At 58.8% G+C, this 18,481-nt stretch carries 15 protein-coding genes; 10 read left to right on the top strand and 5 right to left on the bottom strand.

Features of this window, described 5'->3' with window-relative positions; translation table 11 throughout:
• The first annotated feature begins 1 nt into the window (after position 1).
• The 4 genes from hydA (at position 2) to G485_RS0103320 (ending at position 2,463) form a co-directional block, all read left to right on the top strand.
• A complete protein-coding gene (gene hydA, locus G485_RS0103335) occupies positions 2-1,429 on the top strand; it encodes a dihydropyrimidinase (protein ID WP_027091371.1) in 1,428 nt (475 codons plus the stop codon).
• Positions 1,429-1,656, top strand: coding sequence for a hypothetical protein (locus G485_RS0103330; RefSeq protein ID WP_027091370.1), 228 nt, complete (start codon positions 1,429-1,431; stop codon positions 1,654-1,656). The genes hydA and G485_RS0103330 overlap by 1 nt, the downstream gene beginning before the upstream one ends.
• Positions 1,657-1,777: 121 nt before the next feature.
• Positions 1,778-2,176, top strand: coding sequence for a hypothetical protein (locus G485_RS0103325; protein WP_027091369.1), 399 nt, complete (start codon positions 1,778-1,780; stop codon positions 2,174-2,176).
• Positions 2,140-2,463: an MGMT family protein gene (locus G485_RS0103320; protein ID WP_027091368.1), complete on the top strand. Its 324-nt coding sequence runs from the start codon at positions 2,140-2,142 to the stop codon at positions 2,461-2,463. The genes G485_RS0103325 and G485_RS0103320 overlap by 37 nt, the downstream gene beginning before the upstream one ends.
• 160 nt (positions 2,464-2,623) lie before the next feature.
• Here the strand turns inward: G485_RS0103320 and pepT are convergent, their stop codons facing one another.
• The 5 genes from pepT to G485_RS0103295 all read right to left on the bottom strand — a co-directional run bounded on the left by pepT (position 2,624) and on the right by G485_RS0103295 (position 7,586).
• Positions 2,624-3,856 (bottom strand): peptidase T, encoded by a 1,233-nt coding sequence (gene pepT / locus G485_RS0103315; RefSeq protein WP_027091367.1) that lies wholly within the window; start codon positions 3,854-3,856, stop codon positions 2,624-2,626.
• A 2-nt stretch (positions 3,857-3,858) separates the two neighbouring features.
• Entirely contained in the window at positions 3,859-4,710 is an 852-nt protein-coding gene (locus G485_RS0103310) for a lipoate--protein ligase family protein (protein ID WP_027091366.1), read from the bottom strand.
• A gap of 333 nt (positions 4,711-5,043) precedes the next feature.
• Positions 5,044-5,484, bottom strand: coding sequence for a DUF1284 domain-containing protein (locus G485_RS0103305; RefSeq protein ID WP_027091365.1), 441 nt, complete (start codon positions 5,482-5,484; stop codon positions 5,044-5,046).
• Positions 5,485-5,868: 384 nt separating this feature from the next.
• Complete coding sequence (locus G485_RS0103300) at positions 5,869-6,699, bottom strand: carbohydrate ABC transporter permease (RefSeq protein ID WP_027091364.1); 831 nt, start codon at positions 6,697-6,699, stop codon at positions 5,869-5,871.
• Positions 6,699-7,586: a carbohydrate ABC transporter permease gene (locus tag G485_RS0103295; RefSeq protein ID WP_027091363.1), complete on the bottom strand. Its 888-nt coding sequence runs from the start codon at positions 7,584-7,586 to the stop codon at positions 6,699-6,701. Before G485_RS0103295 ends, G485_RS0103300 begins: the two co-directional genes overlap by 1 nt.
• Positions 7,587-7,769: 183 nt before the next feature.
• On the opposite strand from G485_RS0103295, the gene G485_RS0103290 reads away from it, so the two are divergent.
• From G485_RS0103290 to G485_RS0103265, 6 genes are all read left to right on the top strand, one after another.
• Positions 7,770-9,587 (top strand): cache domain-containing sensor histidine kinase, encoded by a 1,818-nt coding sequence (locus tag G485_RS0103290; protein WP_035154559.1) that lies wholly within the window; start codon positions 7,770-7,772, stop codon positions 9,585-9,587.
• Positions 9,580-11,220 carry a response regulator transcription factor gene (locus G485_RS0103285; RefSeq protein WP_027091361.1) on the top strand — a complete coding sequence of 547 codons (1,641 nt, stop codon included), beginning with the start codon at positions 9,580-9,582 and terminating at the stop codon, positions 11,218-11,220. Before G485_RS0103290 ends, G485_RS0103285 begins: the two co-directional genes overlap by 8 nt.
• Before the next feature lie 129 nt (positions 11,221-11,349).
• Positions 11,350-12,681 (top strand): ABC transporter substrate-binding protein, encoded by a 1,332-nt coding sequence (locus G485_RS0103280; RefSeq protein WP_027091360.1) that lies wholly within the window; start codon positions 11,350-11,352, stop codon positions 12,679-12,681.
• Positions 12,682-12,813: 132 nt separating this feature from the next.
• Positions 12,814-14,913 (top strand): glycoside hydrolase family 36 protein, encoded by a 2,100-nt coding sequence (locus G485_RS0103275; protein WP_027091359.1) that lies wholly within the window; start codon positions 12,814-12,816, stop codon positions 14,911-14,913.
• A 238-nt stretch (positions 14,914-15,151) separates the two neighbouring features.
• Entirely contained in the window at positions 15,152-16,681 is a 1,530-nt protein-coding gene (locus tag G485_RS0103270) for a helix-turn-helix domain-containing protein (RefSeq protein ID WP_027091358.1), read from the top strand.
• Positions 16,678-18,480, top strand: coding sequence for a sensor histidine kinase (locus G485_RS0103265; protein ID WP_027091357.1), 1,803 nt, complete (start codon positions 16,678-16,680; stop codon positions 18,478-18,480). Before G485_RS0103270 ends, G485_RS0103265 begins: the two co-directional genes overlap by 4 nt.
• Position 18,481 lies beyond the last annotated feature (1 nt).

The following is an 18,481-nucleotide window of genomic DNA, read 5'->3' as shown; positions in this document are numbered from 1 at the left end:
CATGAAAAAGATCATCAAGAACGGTACGATCGTCACGGCGGCGGACACTTTCTTCGGAGACGTGCTCATCGACGACGGCATCGTCGTCATGATCGGCGTCGACCTCGAATCGGAAGGCGCGGAGATCGTCGACGCTTCGGGCTGCTATGTGTTTCCCGGGGGCATCGATCCCCACACGCACCTCGACATGCCGTTCGGCGGCACCGTAACGGCCGACGATTTCGAGACCGGCACGATTGCGGCCGCATACGGCGGCACGACGACGGTCATCGACTTCTGCCTGACGAACAAGGGCAAGCCGCTGGCGGACGCGGTCGCGCACTGGCATGCGAAGGCGAAGGACAAAGCCGTCGTCGACTACGGGTTCCACTTGATGGTCTCGGAAGTGAACGACGACGTCCTGCGCGAGCTGCCGCTCATGATCGAGAAGGAAGGCATTACGTCGCTTAAAGTGTTCATGGCGTACAAGAACGTGTTCCAGGCGGACGACGGCACGCTGTACCGGACGCTGCTGCTCGCCAAAGAGCACGGCGCGCTGGTCATGGTGCACGCCGAGAACGGCGACGTCATCGACTATCTGGTCGCCAAGGCGCTGGAGGAAGGCAACACCGATCCGATCCACCACGCGCTTACGCGGCCTCCCGAGCTGGAAGGCGAGGCGACCGGACGGGCGGCGGAGCTCACCGGCATGGCGGACTCCCAGCTGTACGTCGTGCATGTGACGTGCGCCGAGGCCGTGAACAAAATCGCCGAAGCCCGCCGGAGAGGGCTGAAGGTGTACGGCGAGACGTGCCCGCAATATTTGACGCTGGACGTCTCCTATCTGGAGAAGCCCGATTTCGAAGGCGCCAAATACGTCTGGTCCCCGCCGCTGCGCGAGAAATCCCATCAGCAAGCGCTGTGGGACGCGTTGTGGAACGGCCAGCTTCAGACGATCGGCTCCGATCAATGTTCCTTCAACTTCAAGGGGCAGAAGGAGCTCGGACTCGGCGACTTCTCGAAAATTCCGAACGGCGGGCCGACGATCGAGGATCGCTTCACCTTGCTGTATTCCGAGGGCGTCGAGAAGGGCCGCATCTCCATCAACAAGTTCGTCGACATCGTCTCGACGTCCAGCGCGAAGTTGTTCGGCTTGTTCCCGCAGAAGGGCACGATCGCCATCGGCAGCGACGCGGACATCGTCATTTTCGACCCGAAGGTCAAGCGGACGATCTCGGCCGAGACGCATCATATGAATGTCGACTACAATGCGTTCGAGGGAATGGAGGTTGTCGGGGAGCCGGTGTCGGTGCTCGTGCGGGGCGAATTCGTCATCCGCGACAAGGCGTTCGTCGGCCGGGCCGGCGGCGGCCGCTATTTGCACCGCAAGCGGTTCGGGCAGGCGGAGCAGGCTGCGGTCAAGAAGCTGCCGATCGGAGGTGCGCGCTGATGTCCGCCTTTGACGAGTACGCCGAGGAGAAGCGGACGATCGACGAGCTGATCGGCCAAGGGTTCTCGATCGCGGGGGTGTACGAGCGGCTGGACGGAGCGGACGTTCTCTTCGTCCGGAAGAGCGAGCCGGAAGCCCGGAGGAAGGTGCTGCTGCTGACTGCGGAGGCGAGGAAGTATGTCTCTTACCTAGTTCTGGTTCAGCAGTCGGAAGCGAAGGCGCAATAGCCGCGAAGTCGAACCGGCGTTCTGCATGCGCGCATGCAGGCGCCGTTTTTGCGTTGTTGTGGTATCATGGAGACAAACCCCGCAGTCTGCCTGCGATTGTCCGAGAAGAGGTGTGCGGACCATGAACGAGACGAAGTCCAAGACCAAGACACCGAGATCCGGCGAGAAAATCAAAGAGCAATCGGCAAGATACCTGATCGACGAGCGGTACGAAATTATCGATGGCGTGCGGTACGACTTCCTGTCTTCGCCGAAGGTGACGCATCAAGAGCTGTTGGCCCGATTCCACTTGGCTTTCCACAGCGCTTGCGCGCAAGAAGGCAAGACGCTGTTCGCGCCGCTGGACTCAGCGGAGCTTTTTTCGGGTTACAGCAGCGACAGACTTCGTTTGGGCGCAACAGCTCTTCTATCCGCCATTCGCGTTGTTGAAGCGAGCCGGTGCAACAATGAAGCTACGAGGTTTGATGTAAGAAGGAGCTTCCTATGCAACCATTTACTTCGAAAGTCGTCGATATTGTGAAAAGCATTCCCGAAGGACGGGTCATGACCTACGGGCAAATCGCGGCTTGCGCGGGAAGTCCGAGAGGGGCGCGGCAGGTGGTGCGGATCTTGCATTCGCTCAGCGGGAAGCACCGTTTGCCGTGGCATCGCGTGGTGAACGCCAAGGGAGAGATCGCCCTGACGGACGGGGAGTCCCGCTATATGCAGGAGCATTATTTGCGGCAGGAGGGCGTCGAGACGGACGGACAAGGCCGGCTCGATCTGGAGCGCTACCGGTATTGGCCCGAGTCGGAAACCGGCGTCTGACCGTGCGAGCAAAAACGCCTTCGGCGTCTTCCGACAACGAAGGAGCTCTGCGGAGATCATTCAGAACTTGCGGATTCTGAAAAATCAAAAAACCCCCGGACGCCCATTCGCGAGTGCGAACGAACAGCCGGAGGTTCGGATTCTGGCCATGCGACGGTCCTTAGGCCTGCCGGACGGCCAACTTGGCGATCTCGACGATGACTTTCGTCGCCAGCTCCATGACGTCCAGCGACGCGTATTCGTAACGGCCGTGATAATTCTCCCCGCCGGTGAACAGATTCGGCGTCGGCAGCCCCATGTAGCTCAGCTGAGAACCGTCGGTTCCGCCCCGGATCGGGCGAACGACCGGCTCGATCCCGAGGTTCCGCATCGCTGTCCGCGCGAGCTCCACGACTTCGGGGACTTCCTCGATTTTCTCCCGCATATTGAAGTATTGATCCCGGATCTCCAGGACGATTCTCTCTTCCCCGTACTTCGCCTTCAGTTCCTCCGCAATGCGGACCAGCTCGTCCTTGCGCGCTTGGAACCGGTTCTTGTCGAAGTCGCGAATGAGATAGCTCAGGCTCGTCTCTTCGACGTCGCCCCGAATCCATTGCAAGTGATAGAAGCCCTCGTAGCCCTCGGTGAACTCGGGCGCCTCCTGCGCGGGCAGCTTCGAATGCAATTCCATGGCGATCTTGGCGGAGTTGACCATCTTGCCCTTGGCGGTGCCGGGATGGACGTTCTTGCCCAGGACCTTGATTCGCGCGACCGCAGCGTTGAAGCTCTCGTATTCCAGCTCGCCGAGCGGCCCTCCGTCCACCGTATAGGCGAACTTGGCTCCGAAGGCGGCCACGTCGAACCGGTGCGGCCCGCGGCCGATCTCCTCGTCCGGCGTGAAGGCGACTCGGATTTTGCCATGTTCGATCTCCGGGTGCCGGATCAGATGGGCCATCGCCGTCATGATCTCGGCCACGCCCGCTTTGTTGTCGGCGCCGAGCAGCGTCGTGCCGTCCGTCGTCACGAGCGTATGGCCTTTGTATTTGGCCAGCTCGGGGAAATCCCGCGGAGACAGGACGATGCGTTGCTCCTCGTTCAAGACGATGTCCTGTCCGTCGTAATTCTCCACCACTTGAGGGTTGACGCCCGCCCCGGTAAAATCGGTCGCCGTATCCATATGGGCGAGGAAGCCGATGGTCGGCACCTCCTTGTCCGTATTGGCCGGCAGCGTGGCCATGACGTAGCCGTTGTCGTCCATCGTCACCTCCTGCATGCCGATGCTCTTCAGTTCTTCCGTCAGCATCCGGCCGAGCGTCAGTTGTCCGGGCGTGGACGGACACGTCTCGCTGTTCTCGTCGGATTGCGTATCGACCTTCACATAGGTCGTAAACCTTCTCAGAAGCTCGTCTCTCACGGTCAGACCTCCAGTTCGTTGAAATAATGGGCTCTCATCTTCCGAGCCAACTCCCGCACTTCTTCCGGCTGCGGCAGCCGGAGCTTCGCTGCGGCAGCGGCCAATCCTTCCTCGGTCTGGCGGGCGCGTACGACCCGCTTAACCTCTTCGGCGAAAATCTCCGCCGCCCCGAGCCCGATTCCGACGCATTCGGCGAGGCTCGCCATGCTGTCTTCCGTCACCTGCGGGTACTTCGAAGCGTCCGTCTCTTCGCCCGCAGCCCGTTCGTAGAACTCGCGGACGAGACGGGCGCGGCTGCGTCCGGACCCTTCGGCGACGACGAACGCCTGGACGATGCAGGCCTTCGTCTGCCGCCGCTGGGCGATGCCGCAGAACTTCAGCCCGCCGACGCTCAGATCGAAGTCGCCCGGGCAGTACGCGCCCTGCACTTCGCCTTTCTCGATAGACCGGCCCGTTCCGGCGAGCGCTTCGCGAATGAGCTCGTACATTCGCTCGAAATCCCGGCGGAAGCCGAAATCGCCTACTTTGTCCTGCGGCAGCACGAGCGACAAATTGACGACGCCCAGGTCCAGCGGAACGGCCGCGCCGCCGGAATTGCGGACGACGACGTCGTAGCCCGCCGATTCCAGCCACCGCTTGGCCGCGGCCGCACCGGGCAGGCGGCTGTCCCGCGATCCCATGACGAAGGCTCGCGGATGCCGCCACAGGTGGCAGACGGCGGGTCCTCCTTCGCCCGTTCGCCGGCAGAGCAGCTCGTCCAGCGCGAACGGATAGAGCGCGTCGGTTTCCGTCCAGTCCCTAGTCCGGTCCAGAATCAACAGATCGTTCAAATCGGACGACGCATGTTCCCCCATGATGGCTGGCTCCTTCCATACGCTTATCATACCGCAAATAACGCGGGGGACAAAGAGCCGCGCCGGGAGGATAAGGACCAGGTATTAGTCCAAAATGACGATTGTGCGGAATAATAGATTCATAGGCGGGGAGGCCCCTTGTTGCACAAGTGTCAAGACAGGAATCATGCGGCGTTGGTTCGGGGTTGGATGCAAGGGGGGCGGCCGGGGAAGGAGTCCATCCCCGGCGCGAACGCGGCCTTCTACAATCTAGCTTTCTGCGTGAGACTCACGTGGGCGTAAGAACTCGGTGGCTCTCCAGCCGACGAGCAAGACGAATGAGCGTTCAATCGCTTAGGGGCGGACGTTCCCCGGCAGCTCCCGAAGCCTGCGGGCGGGGTCTTGGCGCATATGGCCGACGCCTTCGCTGCACAGGCCGAGCGGCTGCCAGCGGCAATCGGCGCACAAATGCGCGATATCGCCGGGGGCGACGGAGGCGGAGACTTTCTCGCAGATCGTCTTCCAACGGAGCGATCGGCCCGTACGCAGCCCCAATCGTTCGAGGATCGCTTGGTCTTTGCGGTAGACGCTCGTATTTTCGCAATGCGACGGTTGATCGGCGGGGAAGGCCCGGCAGATGTCGTCCGGCCCTTCGACGATGTCGATCGTTGTGTCCGGACGCTTCCTTAACGTCTCGTAGACGTCGGTCATGTTGGCGCAGAAGCCGTCGGAATAGCCTTTGCCTCTGTAGCCGAGAAGACAGAGAAGATGGTGCCCGCGAAGCCGGATGTTCATCGCCGTCTCGTTCCTTTCCTGAAGCAAACAATATATGTTAACTGAATTATATCATACAGGTTAACGTTTTTGGAGCGAGAATGAGGAAAAGATTTGCATCGAATCAAGGAGCGGAAGGGCGGAGGAACCGTATGATCCCCTTCATGATAGCGAGCGGCCGCCGGATGATAGCCGCCTTTGGAGAAGAGAGACGCTCAACACTATAATCCGCTAAGGATATATTCCGGCTTTCCGTTTTTCCGGCTTTGGCGGTGGCCCTCTATATGCGCGGGGCTCTTCTCCCAGGCTTACAGCGACCCAAGCGGCGCACCGCGGCGCGGCTAAACAAAAAACAAGCTTCCGAACCCGCAGCGGGAACGGAAGCTTCTGGCTCTGCAATCGCGCTCAGCCTTTGACGGCCCCGGCGACGACGCCTTTGACGATGTACTTCTGCAGGAAGATGAACACGATGATCGAAGGCAGCACGGCCATGACCATGGCGGTCATCGCGTATTGCCAGTCGGACGTGTACTGGCCGACGAAGGTGTAAGCCGCGAGCGTCAGCGTCTTGGTCGTCGGCGAGCCGTTGACCATGAGCAGCGGGAGCAGGAAGTCGTTCCAGATCCACATGACGTCGATGATGACGATCGTCGTCGTAACCGACTTCAGCAGCGGGAAGATGACGGTGAAGAACAGCCGGAAGCCGGAAGCGCCGTCGATCATCGCGCTCTCGTCGATCTCCTTCGGAATGCCCTTGACGAAGCCGTGATAGATGAACACGGCGAGCGGGGCGCCGAAGCCCCAGTACAGCAGGCCGAGTCCCCAGGTGCTGTCGGACAGGTGCAGGAAGCGCGCCGTCTTGAGCACGGTCAGCATGATGGACTGGAACGGAATGAGCATCGGCATGATGCAGATAAAGTAAACGATCGCGCTGGCGCGGGACTTCGTTCTCGACAGCTTGTAAGCCGCAATCGAGGACACGAGGATGATGCCCGCGAGACCGAGAACGGTAATGACCGTGTTGTTCAGGAACAGCCGCGGATAGTTGATGTACTTCCAAACGTACGAGTAATTGTCGAACGTCCAGTGCTTCGGCAAGGCGATGACGTCGGTCATGACCTCCTGGAAGCTCTTGAAGGAGTTGAAAATGGCCAGGAACAACGGATACAGGAACAGGAGGGCGAGCAGGATCAACACGATCTCCAGAACGACCATCCCGGCTTTGTTGGCGCGCATTAGCCCTCAACCTCCCTGCGTTTGAAGATAGTCAATTGAAGAATGGTGATAATCAGGACGGCGACGAACAGAATGAGCGCCTTGGCCGTCCCGTAACCGTACAGGTTGTTCTGGAACGTATCGCGGTAAACGTCGTAGGCGACGCTGAAAGTCGTGCCGCCGGGTCCGCCGCCGGTCAGCGACAGAATGACGTCGAACACTTTGATCGAGTTCGTCAGCGCCATGAAGACGGCGATCGTGACAGAAGGCGCGAGCAGCGGGAGCGTCACGCTGAAGAATCGCCGGAACGGTCCGGCTCCGTCCATGACGGCCGCTTCCTTCAGATCGTCCGGCACCGATTGCAGGCCGGCGATATAGATGACGAGATAGAAGCCGATGGACTGCCAGATCGAGACGAAGAGCACCGAGATGAACGCCAGACCCGGCTTCCCTAGCCAGCTCCAGCCGAAGAAGCTCCAGCCCGTGCTGTTGCCGAGCGACTCGAAGCCTTGCATGAAGATGAACTTCCAGATGAACCCTACGATGACCAGGCTCAAAATGTACGGAATGAAGAACGCGGCCCGCAGGAACGTTTTCGACTTGAGCTTCATGTCCAGAATAACGGCGAGCACGATGGCCAGCACGTTGATCAGGACGATATACAGCACGGCGTATTTGACCGTGAACCACGCCGCATGGCTGAAGTTGGCGTCGCCCATGAAAATTTGCTTGAAGTTGTCCAATCCGATAAATTTGGGATGCTTGGAGATCCCGTTCCACTTCGTCAGGGAATACCGGACGGTCAGGACGAACGGAATATAGAAAGCCACCAGGACGCAAATGAGGACCGGCAACGTGAACAGCCCGAATTCCACCCTGGCGCCCAGCCTTCTGCGCAAATTGTTCATACCCCACACCTCTTTTTTATGTCGCTTCACTTTCGCAAGCCGCTTTGGGGCGGCTGTACATCCCCAAGGCGTTTAGGCTATATTGCATTATAAACACCGATTTCGGCCGAAAAAATGGATTTAAGTAAACAGTTAAGGGTAATAAGGTGAACTGTACCCGCGCAAGGGGGCAAGAGAGAACGGATGGACTGGTTCCGGAAAACGGTGCGGAAGCTGGGGAACTTCGCGACCCGCAGGCTGGTAAACAAACTTATTTTACTCTTCACGTCCATTATCATTCTGGTGGTGGCGTCGCTCACGGTCATTTCCTACATGATCATCGAGAAGGAATCGGTCGATCATAGCATCGCCAGCAACTCGAACAACCTGATGCTTGTCAACAAGAACTTCGAGAACTACTTCGCGGAGATCGAGCAGCTGTCGCTGCCGCAAATCAAATACGACGACATCATCAACGCCATCAACCACGTCGAGACCGATTACGCTTCGCGCTTGTATTTGGAAGACTATCTGAGAAGTTTGTACTACTCGCGCCACGATTTGGAGCAAATTTACTTGTATCTGGTCGACGAGCACAAATACATCTACATCGCGCGCGAGCGCTATAACGCGACGGTGCGGGCGGGAACCGACGCGACCATTCCGCAGCAGTCGTGGTACAAGCAGGCGATGGAGAGCGACAAGAACCGCTCGATCCAGTCGCTCGTTTTTCCGACGGAGACGGGGTATCCGACCGGGACGGGCGACAGCTTCATGGCGTATCACCGGGTGCTGCGCTCCCTCGCCGACCGCAGGCCGAGGGCGGTGCTGAGCTTTTATTTTAACGACAGCGGCAAAAACGACATCATCCGGGACATCCCGTTCAACAAGGGGGAGCATCTGCTCTTCCTCGATTCGAACAATGTGCCTTTCCATTTGGACGATGTGAATTTTTACCGGAACGTCCGTTCTTCCGGCTTTTTCGACCGGCTCGATCAGGGCGGGGGACGCGACCGTTTCTCTTGGACGGAAGGGGATAAGCGGTATTTGGTTGTGTACAACGTAAGCGAAGGAGACGGCTGGAAGCTCGTCAAACCGATTCCGTACAGCGAGATCAACCGCACGGCCCAGACGGCCCGCCGGATCAGCATCCTCATCGGGTTGGGCTTTCTGGCGCTGTCCGTTGTGCTCGTGACGTTGACCTCGAACGCCATCACGCGGCCGCTCAAGCGGCTGTCGCTCCAGATGAGCCGCTTCAGCAAGGGGATGTTCGACGCGGAGACCGAGGTGAAGGGGAGGGACGAGATCGCGTATTTGTCCAAGCATTTCAACTTGATGGTCAAGCGGACGAACGAGCTGATCAACGAGCGCTACAAAATGAAGCTGGTCGAGAAAAGCGCCATTCTGAAGGCGCTGGAGGCGGAGATCAATCCCCACTTCCTCTACAACGCGCTTCAGGCCATTTCGACGAAGGCGCTCAAGAACGGAATGGACGATATTGCCGACATGGTGGACGCGCTGGCACTGACGCTAAGATATTGCATAAGCGGCAAAGACATCGTGCATGCTAAAGAAGAAATAAAACATATCGAACGATATTTGGCGCTGCAAAAAGCCCGATTCGGGAACCGGCTGCAGGTCGTCTACGATTTCGACGAATCGCTGATGGACCTCGCCATCCCCAAGTTGTCCATCCAGTCGCTGGTGGAGAACTCCATCAAGCATGCGCTGGAGAAAGTCTCCAGCACGATCACGATCGTCATCGGCATCCACCTCGAACCGGCGCACGCGGTCATCTCCGTGAAGGACGACGGGCCGGGCATTCCTCCGGAGAAGCTGAAGGAGATTCTGCAATCGTTCCGGACGGAATGGGAGGATCGCGAGGGGGACAATATCGGTCTCAAAAACTTGAACGCGAGACTCCAACTCATTTTCGGAGAAGAGGCGGGGCTTGCGATATCGACGGACGAGACCGGAACGGAGATGCGCATGATGATTCCGCGGGGAGGCAGCCATGTATAAAGTTCTGATTATCGACGACGAAGAACCGTCGCGCGAGGCGATTCGCATATTGGGAGACTGGGAAGGTCTCGGTGTGGAAGAAGTGATGGAAGCCGGGGACGGGAGAACCGGCCTGGCGCTGCTGCAAGAGCGCAAACCCGATCTCGTGCTCGTGGACATGAAGATGCCCGAGATGGACGGGATGGCGTTTCTTCAGCATGTGGAGAGAGATTATCCGAATCTGTTTACGATCGTCATCAGCGGCTATAACGATTTTGAATATACGAGACAGGCCATTCGCTCCAAGGTCGTCGATTACTTGCTGAAGCCGGTGAACCGGCAGGACCTGAACCAAGCGCTCCGCAAGGCGATCGACGTGCTGCGGGCCCGGAAGGAAAGCGAGAGCGAGTTCATCAACCGCAACATAACGCTCAATATGTCGGTGCCGAAGCTCAAGGAAAATATTTATCTCTCGATGATCGAACGCAATTTCAAGGTTAAAAATAACGAGGCGTTCCTCCGGCTCATCGGCGCGGACGATCCGGGCAAGCGGTTCGGCGCCGCAGTCGTGCGGATGCTCAACCTGGAGCAGGTGACGGAAGCGCGCTTCAACGGGGAGACGGACCTTCTTCTTTTTGCCGTGTCCAACGTCATTAACGAATTTGCGGAGGAGGGCTTCAAGAGCTTCGGCTTTGCCCATCCCAAGCGGGAGCGGGAAGTCGTCGTCATTCAGACGATCTCCGGCGGCTATCCGGAAGACATTGCGCTAAGGTCGATTCATTTCGTGAAGAAGGTCGTCGGCGCCTTGAAGGACCTGTTCGGGATTATCTCCGTAGCGGGCGTCGGAACGTCCGACCCCGACGTGTCGAAGCTGGCGGCTTCCTACGAATATGCGGAGACGGCCGCAAACGAGATCGATCTGCTAAAGCTGCGGGACGTGGCGGTGTCCGACCGGCGGCCCGATCCCTCGAGCGCGAAGGAGAGCCCGACGATCGCCAGCCGCCTTCCTCTGATTCGCAGCGCGATCGAGGCCGGCAACGCGAATCAGGTGCGAAGCATCGTGCTCGATTTTACGAAGAAAATTCGCAGCCTGGACAGCTTCAGCTTGAAGGACGCCAGCCGCATCTTGCACGAGTTCCTCATTCTCCTCGGCGATATGGCGCTGGAATTCGGCGTTCCTTCGCATAAACTGGCGACGGGCGGCGCAGAGGGCTTGAAGGCGATCGGCATCGGGTCCGACTTCGTCCGGTTCGACGAGTACGAGGCGCTTCTGTGCCGGATCGCCGATTATTACGCTTACCAGATCCGCAGCGCCGCGAGCACCGATCGTTCGTTCGACATCAGCGAAATCAAAGATTACATCGACCAGCATTATTTCGAGGACATCAAAATTTCGATGTTCACGGAGAAATATTTTCTGAGCCGGGAATATTTGATGAAGCTGTTCAAGCAGCAGTACGGCTGCGGCATTCATGAATACGTGCAGAAAATCCGGATGGAAAAGGCGAAGGAGCTGCTGGGCGAATCGGACCTCAAAATTCAGGAAATCTCCGAGATGCTCGGCTACAAGGACAAAAATTACTTCAGCAAGGCGTTCCGGAATTATTTCTCGATCTCGCCCTCCGAATACCGGATGAAGCGATCGGATGGATAAAAGTGAACTGGACGAGGACTACACTTTTTTACCCTCAAGTGGTCACTTATCTACATTTTTATCGACAACCGATTTCTTTAGAATAGGCTACGAAATCCAAAATCAACACCTGTGAGTGGGGGCGAATCTATGTTAAAGAGAGTTACGGCACTTTCGGCCAGTATGGTCCTGATGGCCGGCGCGTTGGCGGCTTGCGGCAGCAGCAGCGACAACAACAACGCGGCAGGCGGCGAATCTCCGGCCGCATCCGCATCGGCTTCGGGCGGCGCCGATTCTTCCAAACCGGTCACGATCAATATGTTTACCGCTTCTCCGGAATACACCGATGCGTTCAACGCTTACATCGCCGAATACAAAAAGGTGAAGCCGAACGTCACGATCAACCTGGAGATCATGCAGTCGGACTATAACACGGTCCTGAAATCCCGCATCGCGTCGGGCAACATACCGGACGTGTTCCAGACGACGGCCGGCGGCGACATCGACACGTTCGCCGAATACAGCGCGGACCTGACGAACGAACCGCTGGCGGCCGCGATGACCGACGCCGTCCGCTCCAACATGACGTCTTCCGACGGCAAGGTGCTCGGCCTTCCGGTCAAGGGCAACCTGTTCGCCCTGATCTACAACAAGAAGCTGTTCGAAGAAGCGGGCATCACCGAGGTGCCGAAGACGACGGCGCAATTGGACGACGCCATCGCCAAGCTCGAAGCGAAAGGCATTACGCCGTTCGCGAACGCGTACAAAGAGTGGTGGGTATGGAAGCACATCTTCCAGCACTTCGTCGACGCGGCGGCGACGGATGCAGGAACCGACGCCAAGACGCTCGTGGCCGACTTCATCGCCGGCAAAACGACGTTCAAAGACCATCCGATTCTCTACAACAACTTCTTCAACTTCATCGACACGACCGTCAAGCACGGCACGGACAAGCCGCTTGAACGCGACAGCAACGCTGAAGTGAGCGACTTCGCTTCCGGCAAAGCCGCGATCATGACCGGCAAGGGGGCTTGGGACGAAGAAGCGATCAAGAAGATCAACCCGGATATTCAGATCGGCATCATGGGCTACCCGGTCAGCGACAAGCCGGAACAGTCCCAAATCATCACCGGCGCCGACCAAGCGCTGCGCATCAACAAGGACTCGAAGAACGTCAAGGAAGTGATCGCGTTCTTCAACTGGCTGTACACGTCCGACTACGGCAAGCAGTGGTTCTCCAACATCGCGAAGGTGATTCCTCCGATCAAGGACGCTCCGCTGCCGAACCTTGACATGCCGAAGCAAATGAATGAGATCCTCAAGACGGAGAAATCCGGCGATCTGTCCATCAACTACTCGCTTGACACGTTCCATCAGAAGTTCGGCGAGATCATGCAGGCTTACATCGGCGGCAACCTGAAGAAGGACGACGCGATCTCCCAAATCGAGCAAGCCTGGCAGCAATTGGGCTCGGCCCAATAAAGGGAATAAGGAATACGCTTGGTTGGACTCAGCGCCTTGAAAGGCGCTGAGTTTGCGTTTAGGCGTGCAACGCAACGATCGGGTTATATTGCGGCGTCGCGCTCAATTGGATCGACGGAGGGTGCTGTTGCGATGAGCAAATGGATCGAGATTACGGAGAACGGCCTGCATCTCGTTTTGAAAGTGACCGATTCGCTAGACGTCCGCTTGCTGCACTTCGGGCCGGAGCCGTTCCGGCCCGAGCTGGTGGCCGAGAAGCAGGAGGAGGGCTTCCGCCTTCTGGAGCTGCAGTTAACGGGCGAGGATCGGGCGGAGTATCACGGGCGAACGCACCGGGCCACGTTCCCGGGCTTGCGCATGCGATACAAGTCGCACAACGATTCCCGCAACGAGATCGGCCGCAAGCTGGAGATTGCGCTCGTCGACCCGGAGACGAAGCTGGAGTCGACTTCGCATATCCAGTTCTACGAAGGCGTGTCCGTCGTTCGCTGCTGGACCGTTCTCAAGAACGCGGGAAGCGAGCCGGTCGGCGTCGAATACGTCTCCACCTTCGCGCTGACCGGGCTGGACAAGGAAGGCGAGCTCGACCGCGACGCGAAGATCGCCGTGTCGATTCCGCACTCCGGCTGGCAAAGCGAGCTGCAATGGCGGACGTACACGCTGCCCGAGCTGGGCTTGTCGCATATGACCGACCGCAGCTCCAAGCGGATCTCCTGCAGCAACACCGGCTCCTGGTCGGCCGCGGAGCATATTCCGATGGCGGTGCTGGAAAACAAGGAAGCGGGAACGGCGCTCGTCTGGCAAATCGAGCACAACGGCTCCTGGCATTGGGAAATCATCGATCAGTTCAATTTCCTTACGCTGCTCGTCAGCGGTCCGACGGAGCATGACAACCACTGGTGGAAGCAGCTTCGTCCGGGCGAGGAGTTTGCGACCGTTCCGGCGGCCGTAGGCGCGGTCAAAGGCGGCTTCGAGCAGGCGATCGCCCAGCTCACGACGTACCGCCGCGCCATACGCCGCCCGAACGACGACAACCGGCTGCTTCGGGTCATTTTCAACGATTATATGAATTGCCTGTGGGGCAGCCCGACGACCGCGAAGCTAATCCCGCTTATCGACGCGGCGGCGGAGATCGGCTGCGAATACTTCTGCATCGACGCCGGCTGGTACGCCTCCGGAGAATGGTGGGACGGGGTCGGCGAATGGCTGCCTTCTTCCGAACGGTTCCCGGAAGGCATTAAATATGTGCTGGACTACATCCGCGGCAAGGGCATGATTCCCGGCCTCTGGCTGGAGCTCGAGGTCATGGGCATCCGGAGCCCGAAGCTTGCCGAGACGAACGACGGCTGGTTCTTTATGCGCCATGGGAAGCGGGTCAAAGACCGCAGCCGCTACCAGCTCGATTACCGGAACCCGGAAGTCGTCGCGCACGCGAACGAGGTCATTCGCCGATTGGTCGAAGACTACGGCGTAGGCTATATCAAGATGGACTACAACATCAACGCGGGCATCGGCACCGAGACGAACGCCGACAGCTTCGGGGACGGTCTGCTGCAGCACAACCGCGCGTATCTCGCTTGGCTCGACTCGATTTTCGCCAAATATCCGGATCTCGTCATCGAGAACTGCTCCAGCGGCGGCATGCGGATGGACTATGCGATGCTGAGCCGGCACAGCATTCAGTCCACCAGCGACCAGGAGGATTACGTCAAGTACGCGGCGATCGCCGCGAGCTCGCCGTCGGCGCTGACGCCGGAGCAATCGGCGATCTGGTCGTATCCGCTGCGCGAAGGCGACGACGAGGAAGTCGTCTTCAACATGGTGAACGCCATGCTGCTTCGCATTCACCAGAGCGGCCATCTGGCCGAGCTCAGCCCGCGGCGGCGGGCGCTGGTCAAGGAGGCGCTGGACTACTACAAGACGATTCGCGGGGACATCGCCCAGTCGCTGCCCTTCTGGCCGCTCGGCCTGCCGACGGCGCAGGACGACTGGATCAGCTTCGGGCTTCGCCACGGAGACCGCGCTTACGTCGCCGTTTGGCGGCTCGGCGGACCATCCGCGGAAGCGGTCTTGCCGATCCCGCAGCTGGCCGGCGCGGACGCGGAGGTTCGCATCGCCTACCCGAGCGAAAGCGACAGCCGCGTCGTCTGGCACGCCTCTTCCGGACAGTTGAAGGTCACGCTCCCGCGGAAGAAAACCGCGCGCTTGATCGAATTGAAAGTCAAGCGCTAATGGAGGCATAGACGGCGCAAGAGCCTCATGCTCCCTTGTGGAGGATGAGGCTCTTTTCATTGCTTATCCCCGCTGCTCAATCGAGGTTTGCGCATTCCTCAGTCACCATCGAACGCGGATTAAAGAGCCGGCTCGTTGACGAAAATGTTTTCCTTGCCTATACTCGAACCCAAATATGTAAACGCAATCAGAGATATCCGAATGGGACGTCGGGGAGAAAAGGAAAGGAGGCGGAAGCTTGTACAAGGTATTTCTGGTCGACGATGAACCGCTGGTGCTTGAAGGGCTGAGACTCCTGGTCGATTGGAAGGCCCGAGGGTTCGAGGTTTGCGGCGAGGCGAGGGACGGCGAGGACGCGTTCGCAGCGATCTTGGATTGCCGGCCCGATCTGGTCGTGACCGACATCCGCATGCCGGTCATGGATGGGATTGAGCTGATCCGGCAGGCGCGGATGCGCGCCGACTGCCCTGCCAAATTCATTTTGCTGAGCGGGTACGGCGAATTTGAGTACGTCCAAAGCGTCATGAGGCACGAGGCGGCCGATTATTTGCTCAAGCCGATCGACACTTTCGAATTCGATCGCGTTCTTGCGAAGCTGCGGATCGAGCTCGAACGGGAGAGAGCGGAGGAGCAGGATGCGGCGCTGGAGCGGAAGGAAGCCGCCGCCGCGGCGTTGGCCTTGCTTGTCCGCGGAGAAGACGACCCGGAGCTGCGCCGGCGTGCCTCGGCCATGCTGGGAATGGAGGAGGACACGGACGTCTGCGTCGTTTTGGCGGAGAAGGGAAACGGAAACGCTGGAACCGCCTTCGTCCTGGAGGAAGAGGAAGCAGCTGGCCGAGTTCGGCTCTTCGACGACGGCTCAGGCGGCATTGGAGCGGTTATCGTCGGCAAGCCGGAGCGGTTTGCCTCGGTGCTGTCCGATCTTCACAGCCGGCTTGCGAATCAAACAGGCGATGACGTCTGGCTTTTTGTCAGCCGCTGGGGTCAGGGACCGGAGCGATTGAAAGCGCTTCACCGAGAGGCGGCCCATCTTCGCGACAACCGGCCCTTCGCAGGCATCGAGATCGCCCAAGGCATCCTCATGGCGCCACAATGCCCGTCCTCGGCTCTATATCGCGTTCCGATTCCCGATCCCGAAGCCGGCGCTAGGCTGTTCCGGCTGATCGAAGCCGGCGATGCGGACGGAATGGCAGCCGCGCTCGACGAGGCGCTCGAACGAATGCGCGCGAATGGGGCCGGTCCGTCCGTCATCCGGGCGTTCATCGCGGATCTGACCGTCGAGGTGAACCGGCGATACGGCCCCTTCGAACAGCCTGGAGATTTGCCGGGACCGCGTTCCGTCGGTTCCTCGCAAGCGGCGGGCGTTCGGGAGCTGCGCGCCAGGCTATGCCGGTACGGCCGGCTGGCCGCCGAACGGTTCGATCGCCGCCGGTCCGCCGTCGCGGAGGCCATCCGAATCGTCCAAGAACAATTCCGCAAGCCGCTCAAGCTTCAGGATGTCGCCGCCGCGCTCGGCGCGCAGCCGGCTTACTTGGGGCAGCTGTTCAAGAAGGCGACGGGGGAGACGTTTCATCAATTCGTACATACGTACCGCGTCGAATCGGCGAAGACGCTGCTTCGGCGGACCGAGATGAAAATCGCGGAAGTTGCCCGAACCGTCGGATACGGCGATGCCGAGGATTTCGTCCGCCATTTCAAGGAACGGACCGGAATGACGCCTTCCGCCTACCGGAATCCGCCGGGCCGCAGGGGGTGGCCAAACCGATGAGACGTCCGTTCCGGCTTTTCGGAATCATAAACGATATTTCGCTCAACTACAAATTCACGCTCATCTACCTGCTGTGCGTTTTGCTGCCGATTATCACGATTAACGTTCTTTTTTACGAGCAGGTGTCAAAGAGCGTTCAGGCCCGCGAGGAGAGAAACTTGCAGACGTCGATGGACCGTGCCGTCAAGACGGTGTACGACATCATCATCGGCGGAGTGACGCTCAGCCATTCGATTTCGTCCGACCGTACGTTCTACGAACCGCTGGATAAGGACTATGCCGATTCGGTCGATTTCTACGAGACTTACAACGCCGGGTTGAAAAGCAAGATGGTCCCCTTCCTGTCGGCTTACACGTCCGTGGACACGATCGGCATCTATACGAACAACGATACGATCGAGAGCGGGGGGAACTATTTTCGTCTGGAGGAGCAAGACGAGAAGACCGGCTGGTATCTCCGCACGCTCTCCAATCCGGGCAAAATCACCTTGTACGTTTACCGGGACAAGGAGCCGCTCAACTCCAGAAGCCAAAAAACGTATTTCAGCATTCTCCGCACGATGAACGATTTTTCGATCTATGGCAAGTATTTGAAGATTTTAAAAATCGATCTGAATACGAGCAGGCTGAGCGAACTGATGAATCAGGGCAGGCCGGACTTGAACCTCAAGCTGGTCGATCCCGACGGAAGAATCATCTTCTCTTCGTCGCAAGAGGAAGATACGCGAAATCCGGACTTCGTCCGCTTCGACGGCGGGGAGGCCGAGAAAGACATGCTCCTTCTCGAAGAACCGCTGGGGGAAGACGAATATTTGGCCGGCTGGAAGCTCGTTGGGACGACAGACAAAAGCCAAATATCCGAGGCGGTGCTCAAATCGCGCAAATTCATTTGGCAGCTCGGCATCGTCAGCACGTTTGTGCCGACGGCGCTCATCGTCGTCATTCTCCGCTCCTACAACCAACGGATCAAGCGGCTGCTGCGCCATATGACCAAGGTGAAGAACGGAAAGTTCGACCTGATCGCTTCCCCCGAAGGGAAGGACGAGATCGGCGGGCTCATCCACAACTTTAACCTGATGACGGCCAAGATCCATTCCCTCATTCACGACGTGTACGAATTGGAGTTACAGAAGAAAGACCTGGAGCTGGAGCGGGTTCGGGCGGAAATGAACTTGCTGCAGAGCCAGATGAACCCGCATTTCCTGTTCAACACGCTGAACGCGCTGCTTGTCGTAAGCGCCAAGAACAAGTACGCGGACGTGGCGGAGATCATCCGGAACCTGTCGCTATTGCTGAGGCGAATGATCAATTGGTCGGAGGACCTCGTCCCGTTGCGGGAAGAGCTGCATTTTACGGAGATGTACTTGCAGATCGAGAAGTTCCGGTTCGCCGACCGGTTCGACTACGCGATCGAGGCCGAGGAGGAAGCGAAGCAGGTGCCGGTGCCGAAAATGTGCGTGCAGACGCTCGTCGAGAATGCGTGCAAGCACGGCTTGCAAGCGGTCAAGGGGCAACGCGGCATCCGGGTCGGAGCGCGGCTCTCGTCCGCGTATTTGATCGTCGAGGTGCAGGACAACGGTATCGGCATGAGCCCGGAGCAGTTGGACGCGATCACGGAGCAGATGCGGGAGAAGCGGGGGGACGGAGCGAGCATCGGGCTGCGCAACGTCTACCAGCGTCTTCGGCTTTATTACGACGACAGGGTCGACTTCCGGATCGAGAGCTTGCCGGATGTCGGCACGAAAGCGGTGTTCCGGATCCCGTTGAAATCCGATTCGCAAGAGAAAGGAGCCGTCTGAC

The sequence above is a fragment of the Cohnella thermotolerans DSM 17683 genome, from assembly GCF_000429825.1.
Lineage (GTDB): Bacteria > Bacillota > Bacilli > Paenibacillales > Paenibacillaceae > Cohnella > Cohnella thermotolerans.
This window is presented reverse-complemented; position numbering and strand designations above follow the sequence as displayed.